Genomic DNA, 15,914 nt, shown 5'->3' on the forward strand with positions numbered 1-15,914 from the left:
CGCGCAGAGCTTGAGGCGCAGCTTGCGGAGGTTGGCTCCGCCGCGATGCACGCGCGGCTCGCCGGAGCCGATCCGGGCGCGGCCGCGGCGATCCTGCCATCCAACGGACGGCGCATCGTGCGTGCGCTTGAAGTGATCGAGCTGACCGGCGGTCGGTTCACAGCGACGTTGCCCGGCCACAGCCCGCATTACCCGCACACGTTGCGCCTCGGCCTTACCGCGGACCGCGCGGTGCTCGACGAGCGCATTACGCATCGCGTCGACGTGATGTGGGAGCGAGGCCTTATCGACGAGGTGCGTGCGCTAGAGCGCGTCGGACTGCGCGAGGGTGTCACTGCGAGCCGGGCCCTCGGCTACAAGCAGGTTCTCGCTTTCCTCGCCGGAGAGATCTCCGAGGAGGAAGCGCGAGAGCAGACCGTGAAGGAGACCAAGCGCTTCGCGCGGCGCCAGGAGTCTTGGTTCCGCCGCGACCCACACGTGCACTGGCTCGATCAGACCGGCGCAGGGGTCTACGAGACGGCGCTGGGACTCGTCAGCGGGTGACTCGTCGCAGTTGGTGATGCGCCAGAGTGTGATGGCTTCGGCGGAGAGGCCGAGCGTCCAACGACTCGACGCGAGCTGAGGAGCAGCCAGGGCGCGTCAGGCGCCGAAGATGCGCCTGGTGTAGTCGTTGGCGAATACGCGCTGCGGATCTGCCTTATCGCGCACGGCGAGAAAATCCTCAAAGCGCGGATACGCCGATGCGAGGTACTCCCGGTCACGTGTGTGCAGCTTGCCCCAGTGCGGACGGCCGTCATACGCGACCATGATCGACTCGGCGTTCTCGAAGTACTCGGTCGGATTCACGCCGTCGGTCATGTGGAACGCAAGGTACGCGGTGTCACGGCCATGTGCGGTCGACAGCCACAGGTCATCCGCCGGTGCGGTACGCACCTCGATCGGGATACCGATACGCAGCCCGGCGTCTTGCAGCATCCGCCGCACCTCGCGCAGCGCGGGCACGGTCGCCTCGCGCGGCAGCGCGTACTCCATCTCCAGGAACTTGAAGCGGCGCGGCGAGGTGAACACCTTGTCAGAGCGGTCCGTGTAGCTGCGCGCCGAGAGCGCCTTCGCCGCCAGCTTGTTGATGGCGGGCACGGCGCGCGGCGCGCTGCGACCGGCCTTGAGCAGGCCGGAGAAGAACGTGTTGGAGAGGAATTCGTCCTCCAGCCAGGCACGTCCACGCGAAAGCGGGGCCGCCGGGCCGTCGGTGCGGTTGTTGCGCTTGAGCATCGTGCCGTCGGTGTGCGGGAACCACCAGAACTCGAAGTGCTCGTTGTCCCGCCACAGGTCGTCGAAGGACTCGAACACCGCCTCGAGGCGCATCGGCTCCTCGCGCGCCGCCAGCAGGAACGCCGGCTCGGTGCGGAAGGTCACCGCGGTGATCACGCCGATCGCGCCGACCCCGATGCGGGCCGCCTCGAACAGTTCGGGGCGCTCGGTGGCCGAGCAGGACACGATCGAACCGTCCGCCAGCACCACTTCGAGCCCTGCGACCTGCGCGGCGATGGAAGCGCTCGACCGGCCGGTGCCGTGCGTGCCGGTGCCGATCGCCCCCGAGACCGTCTGCGCCTGGATGTCGCCCATGTTGGTCAGCGCGAGGCCCTGCTCTGCCAGCAGCTCGTTGAAACGCCACAGGCCCATGCCCGCCTCGACGGTGACCAGCCCGGAGGACTTGTCCGCGGACCGCAGCCTGGTCAGGTTGTCCAGCCGGATGAGTACACCGTCGGTCACCGCGACCGGGGTGAACGAGTGGCCGCTGCCGACCGGTTTGACCGCGAGGCCCTGGGCCGCGGCCTCGCGCACGGTCTGCGCCACCTCGGCGGTACTCGACGGAGTGGCTATGCGCCTGACCCGGGCCTTCTGGTTGCCGGCCCAGTTGGTCCACGTACGGGTCGGCGTGGAGGTCGCCTCAGTGCTCACAGCCTCGATTGCCCATCTCGTCAAGTCGGCGGGGGTTTCCTGCGTTCGGTCTCGCGCCGGCACGCGGCGCAAGGCGCTCCTGCGCGGAATTGTGCCGCCCGGGTTGGTTCTGCGGTGCGTAGCCAACGCGACATGCGGCCGGGCGTCAAGGGACTTCAGGTAATTTCGATGTTGCCCGCCACCCCGGTGCCGCCCGCTTCGGCCCACGCCGAGCGTGCGAGGATGGCTTCATGTCTTTGGCCAGCCCGTACGAGGCCCTGCTGCTGCTGTCCTTCGGCGGCCCTGAGGGGCCCGACGACGTAGTGCCCTTCCTGGAGAACGTCACCCGCGGCCGGGGCATCCCCAAGGAGCGCCTGGTCGAGGTCGGCGCGCACTATTTCCAGTTCGGCGGGGTCAGCCCGATCAACGGGCAGAACCGCGCGCTGATCGCCGCCCTCGAGCAGGACTTCGCGCAGCACGGGCTCGACCTGCCGATCTACTGGGGCAACCGGAACTGGGACCCGTACCTGGCCGACACGCTCGCCCGGATGGCTGACGACGGCGTGCGGCGTGCCGTGGTCTTCGTCACCTCGGCGTATTCGTCGTACTCGGGCTGCCGGCAGTACCGCGAGGACCTGGCCGCGGCGGTAGCGGCAGGCGGAGCGGCGACCGCGGCCCTGGAACTCGACCGCATCCGCGCCTACTACGACCATCCCGGCTTCGTCGAGCCCATGATCCGCTCGACCGTCGAGGCCCTGGAGACGCTCGACAAGTCGGTGCGCGACGCGGCCGAGCTGGTATTCGTCACGCACTCGCTTCCCCTCGTCCTCGCAGAGTCGAGCCCTTACGTCGAGCAGCACGAGGCGATCGTGCAACTGGTCGCGGAGGGTGTCGAGCGCGCCACCGGCGTCGCCGACAGGCCCCGCTCGCTGACCTACTGCAGCCGCAGCGGCCCGCCGAGCCAGCCATGGCTTGAGCCGGACATCAGCGACCACCTGCGCGAGCGCTCGGGCGGCGGCCTGCCTGCGGCGGTAGCGGTGCCGATCGGCTTTGTGTCGGACCACATGGAGGTCGTCTACGACCTCGACACCGAGGCCGCCGCGACGGCCGCCAAGCTCGGCCTGCCCTTCGCCCGCGCGGCGACGGTCGGGACCGACCCGGCGTTCGTCGCCGCCATTCGCGACCTCGTGCTCGAACGCGCCGCGCGGGCGCGCGGCGAGCAACCGGAGCCGAAGGCACTCAGCGCCCTAGGCGTCATGCCGGACGTGTGCCGTGCCGGATGCTGCCCTAACCCCCGTGCGCAGAAGCCCGCGCTGTGCGGGTCGGACTGATGCACCCGCCCGAACCGAAGCGACTGAACGGACTGACGTGACGCCAGATCCCTGGAAGCTGCTGGAATTGGCCCGCGCCGCCGCATCCGAGGCGGCCCGGCTCGCGGTGGAGCGTCGACCGGCCGACCTAGGCGTCGCGGACACCAAGTCGAGCCCGACGGACGTCGTGACCGAGATGGACACCGCCGCCGAAGCGCTCATCCGCGAGCTGATCCTCGAACAGCGACCCGATGACGCCTTCCTTGGTGAGGAAGGCGGAGCCGACTCCGGGCGCGGCGCCGAGATGGGACATGGCGCGGTGCGTTGGGTGATCGACCCGATCGACGGCACCGTGAACTACCTCTACGACCTACCGCACTGGTCGGTATCCGTGGGTGTGGAGGTCGATGGCGTAACGGTCGCTGGAGTCGTCGCCGCGCCGCGCTTGGGCGAGGTGTACACGGCCGTACGCGGTGCCGGAGCTTGGTGTAACGACACGAGGCTGCGCGTAAGGCCTGCAACGGATCTCGGTTCGGCTTTGGTGGCCACCGGCTTCGGTTACCGCGCCGAGCGGCGAGAGCGTCAGGGTGCGATCGCGGGGGCGCTGCTGCCACGGGTGCGCGACATTCGCCGCAATGGGTCAGCCGCGCTAGACCTGTGTGCGGTAGCCGCGGGGCGTCTGGACGGGTACTACGAGCGCGGAACGCACCATTGGGACCGCTGCGCCGGAACGCTCATCGCCATCGAAGCTGGCGCGGTCGTCGAGGGCTTCCACGGCGCGGCGGCGAGCGAGCAGATGTCCATTGCCGCACCTCACGGCACCTTCAGTGCGCTGCACGACGCATTGGTCGAACTCGGGGCGGATGATGATGATTATTAACAGGCCCACACGGAGAGAAGTGCGCCGCTGAGGGGGGCACTGAGGGCCACGGAGTGCCGCTGAGGGCTGATGAAGGATGCGCGGGCTGGGGGGTTGGTGCGCGGCACTGAGGGGCGTGCGGGCTGACGGGTGTGCAGGCCGAGGTTGGACGGCAGCGGTGCGGGTGCGCGGGCTGAGGGCTGGTCTGCGGCGCTGAGGGCGGGCCGCCGAGGCTGGTGCGCGGGCGTGAGGCATGTGCGCAGCGCTGGGTGTGAGGCTGATGGTTGGCGCGGGTTGGGGGTGCGCGGCCTGCTTCGCTTTTGCTTCCCTGCGCGGCGTCGCGGGTTCGGAGACGGAAATCGCCCCGCGCCGCTGAGGGCGTGGGGCGATCGGTGAGGTCTGGTCGGAAGTTCGGGCCGTCCGGTAGCCGGATCAGGCGGCGGTGGGCGGCGCTACGTCAACGCCGTGCTCTGCGGCGATGCGCAGCAGGGAGTCCAGTTCGCCCTGCTCCACTTGGACCCCGTAGGGATCCTTGGCGTACATCGCACGGCGCAGGGCCGTCTCCGTCTCGAAGATGCGCTGACGCAGGCGAATGGAGAACTCTCCCATAGGTTCGCTCCTTGCGCGGGGGACGGGGGCGCCGGGTGAGGGTCCTGGTGCCGCCCAAAGCCGTGGAGGTCGAGGCCGAGAGGCCGCTGGATCGAGGGTCGCCTTGCTGGTCGTACGAGGGTTTGGTACTGCTCTGAGGTTCTGCCGCACTCACGAGTTCGTGCCCACGCCGCCGGTTCGGCGGGTTGAGCCACCTGGGTCAGGCGTTCCCGAACGCGCTCGCCGCCAAACCAGCTCCGGGCGCCCGGAATTATCTTGACCCGCTCTTTACACGCGGTGCGGCAGCCTGTTTTCCTCGAGCCGGGCCGCCGGCCGAGCGAAGCGTATTCGGGCCGGTCGTCGGTGGGTCGAACGCCGCGTGAATTCAGGACGCGGTGCGCAATCAAGACGATGTGAAATTGATCCGAACAGAGTGTGAAGCGGAGGCGTACCGATCATGCGGGTGCTGGTCGCCGAGGACGAGCAGTTGCTGGCCGACGCCATCGCGACCGGGCTGCGCCGGGAGGCCATGGCCGTGGACGTGGTCTACGACGGGGCCTCGGCCTGGGAGCGCAGCAGCGTGAACGACTACGACGTCGTGGTGCTCGACCGCGATCTGCCCGCGCTGTCCGGGGACGAGGTCTGCCGGCTGATCGCCTCCTCCGGCTCCCCGACTCGGGTGATCATGCTCACGGCGGCTTCGGACGTCTCCGACCGGGTGGCCGGGCTCTCCCTCGGCGCGGACGACTACCTCGGCAAGCCCTTCGCGTTCGCCGAACTCGTCGCCCGAGTGCGTGCGCTGGGTCGCCGGTCGGTGGCACCGGTCCCTCCCGTGCTCGAGCGGGCGGGGCTGCGCCTGGATCCCGCGCGCCGCGAGGTGACTCGAGACGGTGAGCCGATCACCCTTTCACCCAAGGAGTTCGCCGTCTTGGAGGTGCTGATGCGTGCGGACGGCACCGCAGTGACCGCCGAGCGGTTGCTGGAGAAGGCGTGGGACGAGAACGCCGACCCGTTCACGAACGTGGTGCGCGTTACCGTCATGACCCTGCGCAAGCGTCTCGGCGACCCGCCGGTGGTGCTTACCGTGCCCGGCGCCGGTTACCGCATCGCGTAAGAAGCCAGCAATGGACATCGATCCGAACGCGAGCACCCTCGGCGGCGGCATCCCCGACCCGGGTCCGCCGAACGCCGCACAGCCGGCCTCTATGGGTCCAGCAGGGCCGCACCGGGTCGAACCGAGGGTGCCGGACCCGCTCGCCCAGACGGTCGTGCCGCTGACCGCGTCAGGCCACTACACGGCCGTCAGCGAGGCCGCTCCGCCCTTCGGCCGCCGTCCCGCCGGGCGCCGCGGCCTGACGGTGCGCGCCCGCCTCACGCTCATCTACGGGTCGCTGTTCATCGGCGCCGGGATCGTGCTGATCATCCTGATCTATCTCCTGGTGCTCTGGCGGCTCAACCACCCGCGCGCCAACCTCCCGGCGTCGTGCACGCTGACCCAGGCGGACCGGGCCGTGGGCTTGAAACTGACGGCCGCTCAGACGGCCCTGTGCAACCGCCTCGAGCGATCGGAGACGCTGCGCGGCATCGTCATCTCGTCCTTGCTCGGGCTCGCTGCGACCAGCGTCGTCGCGTTCGGTGCCGGTTACTGGATCGCCGGCCGAGTGCTGCGACCGCTCAGCCGTGTTACCGCCGCCGCCCGGCGTATCGCACACCGGCCGGATGCCGCCTCACGCACCCGGATCTCGCTCGACGGCCCCAGCGACGAACTGCGTGAACTGGCCGACACCTTCGACGAGATGCTCGACCGCCTCGATCTCGCCTTCCAGAGCCAGCGTCGCTTCACCGGCAACGCTTCCCACGAGCTGCGCACGCCGCTGGCGATCAACCGCACCCTGCTGGAGGTCGCGCTAGCTGATCCTGACCTGCCCCCGCAGACCGAGCAGCTCGCACGGGCGCTGCTGACCACGAACGAACGCTCCGAGCGCATGATCGAAGGTCTGCTCGCCCTCGCCCGCGCCGATAACGCACTCGTCAATCCGTCCCCCGTGGACCTCGCCGCGGTAGCGCAACGTTCGGCCGCGCAGTGTGAAGCCGAGGCCGCCGAGCGGGGAGTCGTCGTCCGCACCGACCTTGGGCACGCCGCAGCGTTCGGCGATGGACCACTGCTGGAACGCGTGGCGACGAACCTGATCCAGAACGGGCTGCGCTACAACGTGCCCGGCGGCTGGGTCGACGTGGTCACCTACGACCAACGAACCCACGGTCTGCTCGTCGTGGCCAACAGCGGGCCGATCGTGCCCGAGTCGGCGGCGGAGGGTCTTTTTGAGCCCTTCCGCAGACTGCACGCGAACGGCAGCGGCCCGAGAGACCCCGCGGACCGCGGTGCGGGTCTCGGCTTGTCGATCGTCCGCGCCATCGTGTCGGCCCACAGCGGTCACATCGCGGTGCAACCGCGTACGGAGGGCGGACTGATTGTGCGCGTCTGGATCCCCGCGCCGAGCATCGCGGCCTAACCGGCCGGACTGATCAGCCGATCCGCCGTAGCTCTTTCGCATAGAGGGCACCGTTGGCCACGTAACGCGCCACCGCGTCATCAAAGGCGCCCGGCGGTACCGCATCAGTCCGGATCTTCGCCGGAACGCCCAAAGCCATCGCCCCGCCGGGAACCTCCGTCCCGGGAGACACGACCGCCCCCGCACCGACCAGTGCCCCACTACGGATCACCGCGCGGTGCAGCACCACCGAACCCGAGCCGATGAGGCAGTGATCCTCGACCACACAGCCCTCAAGATGCGCGATGTGACCGATTACACATTCTGAGCCGATCACGGTGGCGAGTTCCTCGGTGGCGTGCACCACTGCGCCGTCCTGAACCGACGTGCGCTTCCCAACCGTGATGCTTCCATAGTCCCCGCGCAGCACCGCGCCCGGCCAGACGGTGCTCCCCGCCCCCACGCTGACCTGCCCGATTACCACAGCGTCCGGGTGGATGAACGCGTCCGGATGGAGGGTGGGAACATGGTCGCCCAAGGCGTAGATCGGCATGGGGCAAACCTTCCATGACGGGGTAGTCGGCAGCGACCGGGGGTCGGAACATCCTGCCAGATCACCCTTTCGGCGGAGGGCGCAGGGTGTCGGTTGCGTAACACCCCTTGAAGTACGGCAAAATCTGCGCCTCGGATCGGGCACAAGTCCGGCTCCCGAAACGTTACGTGCCCAGAACCAGAGAACCGCCTGAAGGGGGAGAGGGAGAAATGGCCACCGATTACGACACGCCACGCAAGACCGACGACGAGCTCAGCGAGGACTCGCTGGAGGAGTTGAAGGCACGCCGGGTCGACAAGACCGCGGCCGTGGTGGACCTGGACGAGGGCGACGCCGAGTCGCTGGAGCTTCCCGGCGCCGACCTGTCCAACGAGGAGCTCAGCGTCCGGGTGCTGCCGCGCCAGGCCGACGAGTTCACCTGCGCCAAGTGCTTTCTGGTGCACCACCAGTCGCAGCTGGCGTACGAGCGCAACGGGCAGAGCGTCTGCCGCGACTGCGCATAGTCCGGGTCGCCGCCGGCGGATGGGCGGCGTCTCCGGGCGTCCGGGCCGTCGGCGGTGGTCAGCGTGGGAGCGCGTTGACCACCGCCGCGAGTTGCTTCGGCCGGCGGCTGGACAGGTACAGGTAGGGAGTCGGATCCGCCGGGTCAGCGACCTCCACGCGCACCGCTGTCGGAATGTAGCTGCGCAACAGGAGGAACGCCCGCGGATCCGCCTCGTACGTGCGCAGCGCGCGAGCGCGTTCCACGTCGAGGGCCAGAGCCGGGCCGAGGGCGGAGGCGGGCAGCGTGGCGGAGCCGGCCTTGAGCGTCCCGTCCGCCGAGATCTCGATCACTTGATTGCCGTAGGCGACCACCGCGTACTCGCTCAGTGCCGTCCCGGCGACGAGGGCGACGAGTGACCACCAAGGGCCGACCACGAGCATGATGATCGCCAGGCTCAGCCCGAACAGGAAGCCGATGAACCAGTAGGACAGCGGTGCCCGCAGCTTCTCGTGGTAACGCACACCGGTGCCGCCCGTGGCGCGCTCGCCGCTGCCGCCTTGATCCGGCACAGTCTGTTCGAGCCGTGAGTTCATGGGGCCTAGCGTCACACATTGAGCGAGAGCCGCAGAACCCGCCCCCCGCCGGGACGGACACAACTTGACTCACGAGTAAGGTTCGGGGCGTGAGCAGACCCGACGTGAGCCAGCCGCCCGCACCGAACGCCGTAGCTCAAGACAGCTCCGGGCCGTTCACGCCGACCACCCCGCCGCCGGACGCCACGGCCCCGCGGCGCCATCCGCAGGCTCCGTCTCCGGGCACCGAACTCGGCCAGCACTACCCGATGTGCTTCGCCTGCGGTGACGAACAGCCCAACGGCCTGCACCTGCGGGTGTTCGCCGCCGAGGGCGTCGCGGTGCAGGCGCAGTTCGAGGTGGGGCCCGCCCACCAGGGCGCGCCCGGGCTCATCCACGGCGGCCTGCTCTCCCTCGCCTTTGACGAGGTCATGGGCGCCTTGCACTGGATGATGCGAATTCCCGCGGTCACCGGACGGCTGGAGACCGACTTCATCCGGCCGGTCCCGCTCGGCAGGACCGTGCACTTCTCCGCGCGCTGCGTGGGAAAGCACGGCCGCAAGCTCTACCACCGCGCCGAGGGCCGCCTCGACGACCCGGACGGCGAACTGGCGGCCCGAGCCACCGCCTTGTTCGTCGAAGTACAGCTCGGCCACTTCGCCAAGCACGGCCGCGCCGAGGAGGTCCAAGCGGTGCTGGACAAGCCGGACGACTACAGGATGCTGCGGGCCTTCGAGGTGAACCCGTGACGGATCAGCTGGAGCGCACGCGGCGGGACGACGCCGGCGCCGACTCGAACGGCGCCGCCCCGGAAGGCGCCGGTGCCGGACTGGCCAACGCAGACGCCTTCGGCGCCGACCTGGACGTGCTGGTCACCCGCCTCGACCCCGACCTTCCCTTGCCCGCGTACGCCCATCCGGGTGATGCCGGAGCTGATCTGCGCACCGCCGTGGACGCGGTCGTGGAGCCAGGAGAGCGGGCCGTGTTGCCCACCGGTCTGGCGCTCGCGCTGCCGGAGGGTTACGCAGCGTTCGTGCATCCCCGCTCCGGCCTCGCGGCCCGCTACGGAGTGGGCTTGGTCAACTCCCCTGGAACGGTGGACGCGGGGTACCGTGGCGAGGTCAAGGTGATCGTGGTCAATCTGGACCGGAACGCCCCCGTGGTGTTCCACCGGGGGGACCGGATCGCCCAACTCGTGGTGCAGCGGGTCGAGCGGGCCCGCTTCTGCGAGGTCGCGCAGCTGCCTGATACGGCGCGCGGCACGGGCGGTTTCGGGTCCACCGGCCGATAGGCGCGGCGCGGCGATCTACAGTCGGACGCGGACAGCCGCGGACAGTGGTTACAGGATGGGGAGACGAGACGATGTTCCGACGGCGAGGGCGCGACGCGGAGCAGGAGCCGGACGACGGCTTCGACGAGTCGGCCGACGACGTCTACGAGGACGCGCAGGACGGCGCGCGGCGGGCCGCTGAGGCGGGTTCCGGCCGCGAGAACGGGCCGTGGGACGCGGCGGAGCTCGACGACCCTCACGAAGGCCGGATCGACTTTGGCGGCCTGTTGGTCCCGGCGGCCGGCAACATCCGGGTCGAGATGACCGAGCAGGGCCAGCTGGTGGCCATCCGGATCGAGCTCGGACAGAGCGCGCTGCAGGTCAACGCCTTCGCGGCGCCGCGCAGCGAGGGCATCTGGTCGGACGTGTGCGACGAGATCGCGGTGGAGATCACCAAGCAGGGCGGCATCGTCGACCGCGGCATCGGGCAACTCGGCCCGGAGCTGCGGGCTCGCGTGCCGGTCCGGCTGCCCGACGGCAACCAGGGCATCCAGGTGATGCGTTTCGTGGGCGCCGATGGACCGCGCTGGTTCCTGCGGGGCGTCGTGTACGGCCTCGGTGCGGTACAGCCTGAGGCCGCTGCGGGGGTTGACCAGGTGTTCAAGGAGATCGTGGTGGTACGCGGTACCGAGGCGATGGCTCCGCGTGACCCGATCCCGATGACGATGCCTAAGAACGCCCAGCCTGCGGAGCCGGCTCCGGCTGAGGAGGCGGCCTCGCCGTACAGCGGCGGGCTCAACCCGTTCGAGCGCGGACCGGAGATCACCGAAGTCCGGTAAGCGACTGATCTATTCACCGCAGCGGTGGGGGTCAAATCCGGCGTTCATTCGGCCGGATACCCCACTACGGATGAAACCCGGGGCGGCGGCGCAGGGTACACGGCGTGAGGCGCCCAGCGCCGAGCGGCGTGGAGCCTACAGCCGCCTGAAGCCCCGGGTTTCATCCGTAGCGCCGAATGCAACACCGCCGCGGCGTGTTTAGCTACGATGCACGGCATGTCAGCTTTCCCCCCGCCCGAGGCGGCTCCGTCCCCTTTTGCTCCTCAATCGGGCACAGCTGCTCCTCAAACCGGCGACGCGGTGCCGGAACCGCGTGACGGCGCCGCGGTAGAAGCCACCGATGAAGAGCGCCTGGAGGCGTACAAGGAGTCGATCCTCGCCAACTTCGGCGGCAAGCGTGGGCTGACCGAGACCGGGCTGCCGAGCATCGTCTTCATCGTCGTTTTCACGGCCACCAGGAGCCTGAACGCGTCGCTGTGGTCGGCAGTGGCCGTCGCGGCCGCGCTGACCGTGATGCGGCTGGTTCAGCGGGACAAGCTCCAGCACGCCCTGGGCGGCCTTTTCGGCGTCGTGATGTGTGCCGCGTTCGCGAAGTACACGGGCCAGGCGAAGGACTTCTACCTGCCGAGCGTGCTGCTCAACGTCGGGGAGGCGGTGCTGTTCACCGTCAGCGCCCTGGTGCGCTGGCCGATCGTCGGCGTGGTGATCGGCCCGATCACCGGCGAAATGATGTCCTGGCGCGACCACCCGGAGCGGCTGCGTGTGTTCACGATCTCCACTTGGCTGCTCGCGGCGATGTTCGCGCTGCGCGTCATCGTCGAGATCCCGCTCTACCTCGCTAACCAGATCACCGCTCTCGGCGCCGCCAAGGTCGTGCTCGGGTATCCGCTGTACATCGCGGTCGTCTTCGTGTGCTGGCGGGTCATCAAAAAGGCACCGTTGCCCGCGCAGGTCTAGCAGCGACAGACAGAACCGACGAGTTACCGCACCAAACGACGCGCTCCGCTGGCTGCCTATCCGAGAACTCGGGGCAGCCAGCGGAGCGCTGGCGTCAGACTTCCGTCCGGGCGCGGCCTACGGGGCCGAGAGCAGCTCCTCAAGCTGCTGCTCACGGTCCGGAGCCGCCACGAACAGCAGCTCGTCGCCCGCCTCCAGCGGATTCTCCGGGCTCGGCACCAGCACGCGGCCGCCGCGCAGGACCGCCACCAGCGCGGTGTCCTCCGGCCAGGTCACCTCGCCGATCCCCGTGCCGACCAGCGGCGCGTTGGCCGGGAGGGTCAGCTCAACCAGGTTCGCGTCGCCCTGGCTGAAACGCAGCAGGCGCACCAGGTCGCCGACCGAGACCGCCTCCTCGACCAGCGCCGACATCAGGCGCGGCGTCGAGACCGCCACGTCCACGCCCCAGGCGTCGTTGAACAGCCACTCGTTCTTCGGGTGGTTGACCCGGGCCACCACCCGCGGCACGCCGTACTCGGTCTTGGCCAGCAGCGAGACCACCAGGTTGACCTTGTCGTCCCCGGTCGCCGCGATGGCCACGTTGCAGCGCTGCAGCCCGGCCTCGTCCAGCGAGACGATCTCGCAGGCGTCCGCGAGCAGCCACTCGGCGCGCGGCAGCTCGTCCACCGCGATCTGGTGCGGCTCCTTGTCGATGAGCAGCACCTCGTGCCCGTTCTCCAGCAGTTCCACGGCGATGGAGCGGCCCACGTTGCCGGCTCCGGCAATGGCGACGCGCATCAGTGTCCCGGTCCCTTCGCGAAGATCTCCTCGACCTTGGGCAGCTCCGAGGCGAGCAAGGCCACGTGCGCGAGGTCACCTTCCTGCAGCACGGTGTCGTTGCTGGGCAGCATGGCGTGCCCTAGGCGCGTCAGGGCGGCGATACGCACGCCGGCGGCGTCTTCCAGCCGCGAGACGCGATGGCCCACCCAGCCTGGGTTCAGGTGCACCTCGGCGAGCACCACCGTGCCGGAAGGGTCGCGCCAGTGCTCGTCCGCCCCGGCCGGCAGCAGCCGGCGCAGCATCTGGTCCGCGGTCCACCGGACCGTGGCCACGGTGGGGATGCCGAGGCGCTGGTAGATCTCCGCGCGCCGCGGGTCGTAGATGCGGGCCACGACGTTCTCGACGCCGAAGGTCTCCCTGGCGACGCGCGCGGCCAGGATGTTCGAGTTGTCTCCGCTGGAGACCGCCGCGAAAGCCCCGGCGCCCTCGATTCCGGCCTCGGCGAGCGTGTCACGATCGAACCCGGTGCCGGTCACGCGCCGCCCGGCGAAACCCGTGCCGAGGCGGCGGAACGCGTTCGGATCCTGATCGACCACGGCGACCGAGTGCCCCAGGTCCTCCATGCTCAGGGCCAGCGCGGAACCCACGCGGCCGCAGCCCATGATCACGATATGCAACTGCCTGGTCTCCTCGGTCGTCTGTGGCGCTCGTCTTGGCCGCGAAAGGCGCGGCGCCGGCGTCTTGCCGCTCTGTGTCTATCATCCGTCGGGCGCGCGGCCCAGGGCGGGGTTCGCGGCCGTCCGGCGGGGCGTGCCGCAGGTCCTACCCTGGTATTTGAGCCCGACCGAGCCGCCCGGCGCGGTCCTCCGCTGTAGATCGGATCCCCCTGTGCCCGCTCGTTACGCCTCCCGCACGAACTCCGCTCGTGCGAACCCGCAAGCACGACAGCCTCGGGCCGGCCGCGCGGCCGCCGAATCCGCCGGAACGAGCCTGGTGGGGGAGCGCTTTGAAGTCGAGGTCGGCGCGGTAGCGCACGGCGGATTCTGCATCGCTCGGCATGAGGGCCGGGCAGTGTTCGTGCGTCACGCACTGCCGGGTGAGCGGGTCGTCGCCCAGGTTACGGAAGGCGCGGAGAACGATCGCTTCCTGCGGGCCGACGCGATCGAGATCCTGACGGCGTCGCCCGACCGCGTCGAAGCGCCGTGTCCGTTCTCCGGGCCGGGTAAGTGCGGGGGCTGCGACTGGCAGCATGTGACGCCTGAAGCGCAGCGCAGGCTGAAAGCCGCGGTGGTCGCCGAGCAGCTGCACAGGCTGGCGAAGATCGATCGCGAGGTCGTGGTCGAGGAGGTGCCTGGCAGCGCTGACGGGCTCGGCTGGCGCAGCCGCGTTCAGTTCGCCGTCGATGACCAAGGGCGCATCGGGCTGCGTAAGCACCGCTCGCACGACGTCGTGCCGATCGACCATTGCATCATCGCGACGCCTGAGGTCGAGCAGGTAGGCGTCGAATCGCGTACCTGGCCGAACATGGCCGGCGTAGAAGTGATCGCAGCGACCGGTTCCTCGGACCGCGCGGTTGTGGTGACGCCGCAGCCAGGGCAGCGCGTGCCCTTCGTCGACTTGGACGTTCCCGTATCCGTTCTGCGTGGTGACGGCAAGGGTGGCACGCAACGCATCCACGGTCGCGCGCACGTGCGTGAGGTCGCCGCCGGCCGTACCTGGAAGGTCAGCGGCTCGGGATTCTGGCAGGTGCACCCCGCGGCGGCCGACGTGCTCGTGGCCGCGGTCATGGACGCGGTCAAGCCGCAGCCGGGGGAGACCGCGATGGACCTGTACTGCGGCGTCGGGCTCTTCGCCGCGAGCCTGGCCGAGGCGGTCGGCGCGGACGGCGAGGTCGTCGCGGTCGAGTCAGAGGCGGCCGCCGTGGCGGACGCGACCGCGAACCTGGCCGGGCTCGAGCAGGTGGTGCTCGTCGAGGAGAAGGTCGAGAAGGCACTGGATCAGGCCCCGGAGGACTTCGAGGTCGAGGTCGTCGTGCTGGACCCGCCGCGCTCCGGCGCCGGGCGCGGCGTGGTCGAGCGGATCGCGGCGCTCAGGCCGCGCGTCATCGCGTATGTCGCCTGTGATCCGGCGGCGCTGGCCCGGGATGTGGCTTACTTCGCCGACCACGGCTACACCCTCGCCGACCTGCGGGCTTTCGATCTGTTCCCGATGACCCATCATGTGGAATGTGTGGGGACGCTCGTGCGGGCCGGTCGGTAGGATCGGTTCCGGCGAGCCGCGACTGGCGCTTCGGCGTGACAGACAGGCCGACTAGGTGGGCGTAACCACCGGGGAGCGGCCCGCCGTTCCGAGTGGGCACCGTGCGCCTGGGTGTTCGCCCCACCGTAGATCAGCGAACGATGGAGGCAGACATGCACGAGCCCGCCGTACCGCACCTCGCCGCGACCGACCCGGAGATCGCCGACCTGGTCCAGGCCGAGGCGCGCCGCCAGTACGAGAAGATCCGGCTGATCGCCTCGGAGAACTACGTCTCCACCGCGGTTCTCGAGGCCACCGGCACCGTCCTGACGAATAAGTACTCCGAGGGCTACGCCGGCAAGCGCTATTACGAGGGCCAGCAGGTCATCGACCCGGTCGAGACGCTGGCCGTGGAGCGCGCCAAGGCCCTGTTTGGCGCCGAGCACGCCAACGTGCAGCCGTACTCGGGCTCGCCGGCCAACCTCGCCGTGTACCTCGCCTTCCTCAGCCCCGGCGACACCGTCCTGTCGATGGACCTGCCGATGGGCGGCCACCTGACGCACGGCTCGCCGGTCTCGGTCACCGGCAAGTGGTTCCGGCCGGTGCACTACGGCGTGCGCAAGGAGACTGGCCGGGTCGACATGAACGACGTGCGCGAGATCGCGCTGCGCGAGCGGCCCAAGCTGATCATCTGCGGCGGCACCGCCATTCCGCGCACCATCGAGTTCGCCGCCTTCGCCGAGATCGCCCGCGAGGTCGGCGCGATCCTGCTGGCGGACATGGCGCACATCGCCGGCCTGGTCGCGGGCGGGGCGCACCCGTCGCCGGTCGGCCACGCCGACGTCATCTCCACCACCACGCACAAGACCCTGCGCGGCCCGCGCGGCGCGATGCTGCTGTCCACCGCCGAGCACGCCAAGGCGATCGACAAGGCGGTCTTCCCGGGCCTGCAGGGCGGTCCGCACAACCACACCACGGCGGCCATCGCGGTGGCGCTCAAGGAGGCCGCTCAGCCCTCCTTCAAGGACTACGCGGCCAACATCGTCGCGAAC

At 69.8% G+C, this 15,914-nt stretch carries 17 protein-coding genes, 1 pseudogene and 1 riboswitch; of the genes and pseudogenes, 12 read left to right on the plus strand and 6 right to left on the minus strand.

What is annotated here, in order from left to right:
- A pseudogene (locus VFA06_RS20355) lies at window positions 1–543 on the plus strand (tRNA dimethylallyltransferase); the annotation flags it as partial.
- Window positions 544–639: 96 nt separating this feature from the next.
- Here VFA06_RS20355 and VFA06_RS20360 read toward each other — a convergent pair.
- Window positions 640–1,962: a D-arabinono-1,4-lactone oxidase gene (locus tag VFA06_RS20360; protein ID WP_324842241.1), complete on the minus strand. Its 1,323-nt coding sequence runs from the start codon at window positions 1,960–1,962 to the stop codon at window positions 640–642.
- A gap of 230 nt (window positions 1,963–2,192) precedes the next feature.
- Here VFA06_RS20360 and VFA06_RS20365 point away from each other — a divergent pair, with 230 nt between their 5' ends.
- Both VFA06_RS20365 and VFA06_RS20370 read left to right on the plus strand, forming a co-directional pair.
- On the plus strand, window positions 2,193–3,272 hold the full coding sequence (locus VFA06_RS20365) for a ferrochelatase (RefSeq protein ID WP_324842242.1): 1,080 nt from the start codon (window positions 2,193–2,195) through the stop codon (window positions 3,270–3,272).
- Window positions 3,273–3,309: 37 nt separating this feature from the next.
- Complete coding sequence (locus VFA06_RS20370) at window positions 3,310–4,131, plus strand: inositol monophosphatase family protein (RefSeq protein WP_324842243.1); 822 nt, start codon at window positions 3,310–3,312, stop codon at window positions 4,129–4,131.
- A 411-nt stretch (window positions 4,132–4,542) separates the two neighbouring features.
- On the opposite strand, the gene VFA06_RS20375 is transcribed toward VFA06_RS20370, so the two are convergent.
- Window positions 4,543–4,719: a hypothetical protein gene (locus VFA06_RS20375; RefSeq protein ID WP_324842244.1), complete on the minus strand. Its 177-nt coding sequence runs from the start codon at window positions 4,717–4,719 to the stop codon at window positions 4,543–4,545.
- 436 nt (window positions 4,720–5,155) lie between these two features.
- Between VFA06_RS20375 and VFA06_RS20380 the strand changes: the two genes are divergently transcribed.
- A complete protein-coding gene (locus VFA06_RS20380) occupies window positions 5,156–5,812 on the plus strand; it encodes a response regulator transcription factor (RefSeq protein WP_324842245.1) in 657 nt (218 codons plus the stop codon).
- Window positions 5,813–5,822: 10 nt separating this feature from the next.
- Window positions 5,823–7,211 carry a HAMP domain-containing sensor histidine kinase gene (locus VFA06_RS20385; protein WP_324842246.1) on the plus strand — a complete coding sequence of 463 codons (1,389 nt, stop codon included), beginning with the start codon at window positions 5,823–5,825 and terminating at the stop codon, window positions 7,209–7,211.
- Between the two features lie 13 nt (window positions 7,212–7,224).
- Here VFA06_RS20385 and VFA06_RS20390 read toward each other — a convergent pair whose 3' ends face one another.
- Entirely contained in the window at window positions 7,225–7,743 is a 519-nt protein-coding gene (locus VFA06_RS20390) for a gamma carbonic anhydrase family protein (protein ID WP_324842247.1), read from the minus strand.
- Between the two features lie 209 nt (window positions 7,744–7,952).
- On the opposite strand from VFA06_RS20390, the gene VFA06_RS20395 reads away from it, so the two are divergent.
- Entirely contained in the window at window positions 7,953–8,246 is a 294-nt protein-coding gene (locus VFA06_RS20395) for a DUF4193 domain-containing protein (RefSeq protein WP_324842248.1), read from the plus strand.
- Between the two features lie 58 nt (window positions 8,247–8,304).
- On the opposite strand, the gene VFA06_RS20400 is transcribed toward VFA06_RS20395, so the two are convergent.
- On the minus strand, window positions 8,305–8,820 hold the full coding sequence (locus VFA06_RS20400) for a DUF3093 domain-containing protein (protein WP_324842249.1): 516 nt from the start codon (window positions 8,818–8,820) through the stop codon (window positions 8,305–8,307).
- 89 nt (window positions 8,821–8,909) lie between these two features.
- Here VFA06_RS20400 and VFA06_RS20405 point away from each other — a divergent pair, with 89 nt between their 5' ends.
- The 4 genes from VFA06_RS20405 (at window position 8,910) to VFA06_RS20420 (ending at window position 11,865) form a co-directional block, all read left to right on the plus strand.
- Window positions 8,910–9,548, plus strand: a complete 639-nt coding sequence (locus VFA06_RS20405) for a PaaI family thioesterase (RefSeq protein ID WP_324842250.1) — start codon at window positions 8,910–8,912, stop codon at window positions 9,546–9,548.
- Window positions 9,549–9,628: 80 nt separating this feature from the next.
- Window positions 9,629–10,090, plus strand: coding sequence for a dUTP diphosphatase (gene dut / locus VFA06_RS20410; RefSeq protein ID WP_349260265.1), 462 nt, complete (start codon window positions 9,629–9,631; stop codon window positions 10,088–10,090).
- A 71-nt stretch (window positions 10,091–10,161) separates the two neighbouring features.
- Window positions 10,162–10,908 carry a DUF3710 domain-containing protein gene (locus tag VFA06_RS20415; protein WP_324842252.1) on the plus strand — a complete coding sequence of 249 codons (747 nt, stop codon included), beginning with the start codon at window positions 10,162–10,164 and terminating at the stop codon, window positions 10,906–10,908.
- Window positions 10,909–11,208: 300 nt separating this feature from the next.
- Window positions 11,209–11,865: a DUF3159 domain-containing protein gene (locus tag VFA06_RS20420; RefSeq protein WP_324842253.1), complete on the plus strand. Its 657-nt coding sequence runs from the start codon at window positions 11,209–11,211 to the stop codon at window positions 11,863–11,865.
- Between the two features lie 117 nt (window positions 11,866–11,982).
- Here the strand turns inward: VFA06_RS20420 and VFA06_RS20425 are convergent, their stop codons facing one another.
- Window positions 11,983–12,642 (minus strand): TrkA family potassium uptake protein, encoded by a 660-nt coding sequence (locus tag VFA06_RS20425; RefSeq protein WP_324842254.1) that lies wholly within the window; start codon window positions 12,640–12,642, stop codon window positions 11,983–11,985.
- Window positions 12,642–13,301, minus strand: coding sequence for a TrkA family potassium uptake protein (locus tag VFA06_RS20430; protein WP_349260264.1), 660 nt, complete (start codon window positions 13,299–13,301; stop codon window positions 12,642–12,644). Before VFA06_RS20430 ends, VFA06_RS20425 begins: the two co-directional genes overlap by 1 nt.
- Window positions 13,302–13,617: 316 nt before the next feature.
- On the opposite strand from VFA06_RS20430, the gene VFA06_RS20435 reads away from it, so the two are divergent.
- Entirely contained in the window at window positions 13,618–14,883 is a 1,266-nt protein-coding gene (locus tag VFA06_RS20435; protein ID WP_324842255.1) for a class I SAM-dependent RNA methyltransferase, read from the plus strand.
- An 8-nt stretch (window positions 14,884–14,891) separates the two neighbouring features.
- Window positions 14,892–15,003, plus strand: a riboswitch (ZMP/ZTP riboswitch).
- 32 nt (window positions 15,004–15,035) lie between these two features.
- On the plus strand, window positions 15,036–15,914 hold an 879-nt coding region (gene glyA, locus VFA06_RS20440; RefSeq protein ID WP_324842256.1), incomplete at its 3' end, for a serine hydroxymethyltransferase.

This window comes from Actinocrinis sp., assembly GCF_035653575.1.
Lineage (GTDB): Bacteria > Actinomycetota > Actinomycetes > Streptomycetales > Catenulisporaceae > Actinocrinis.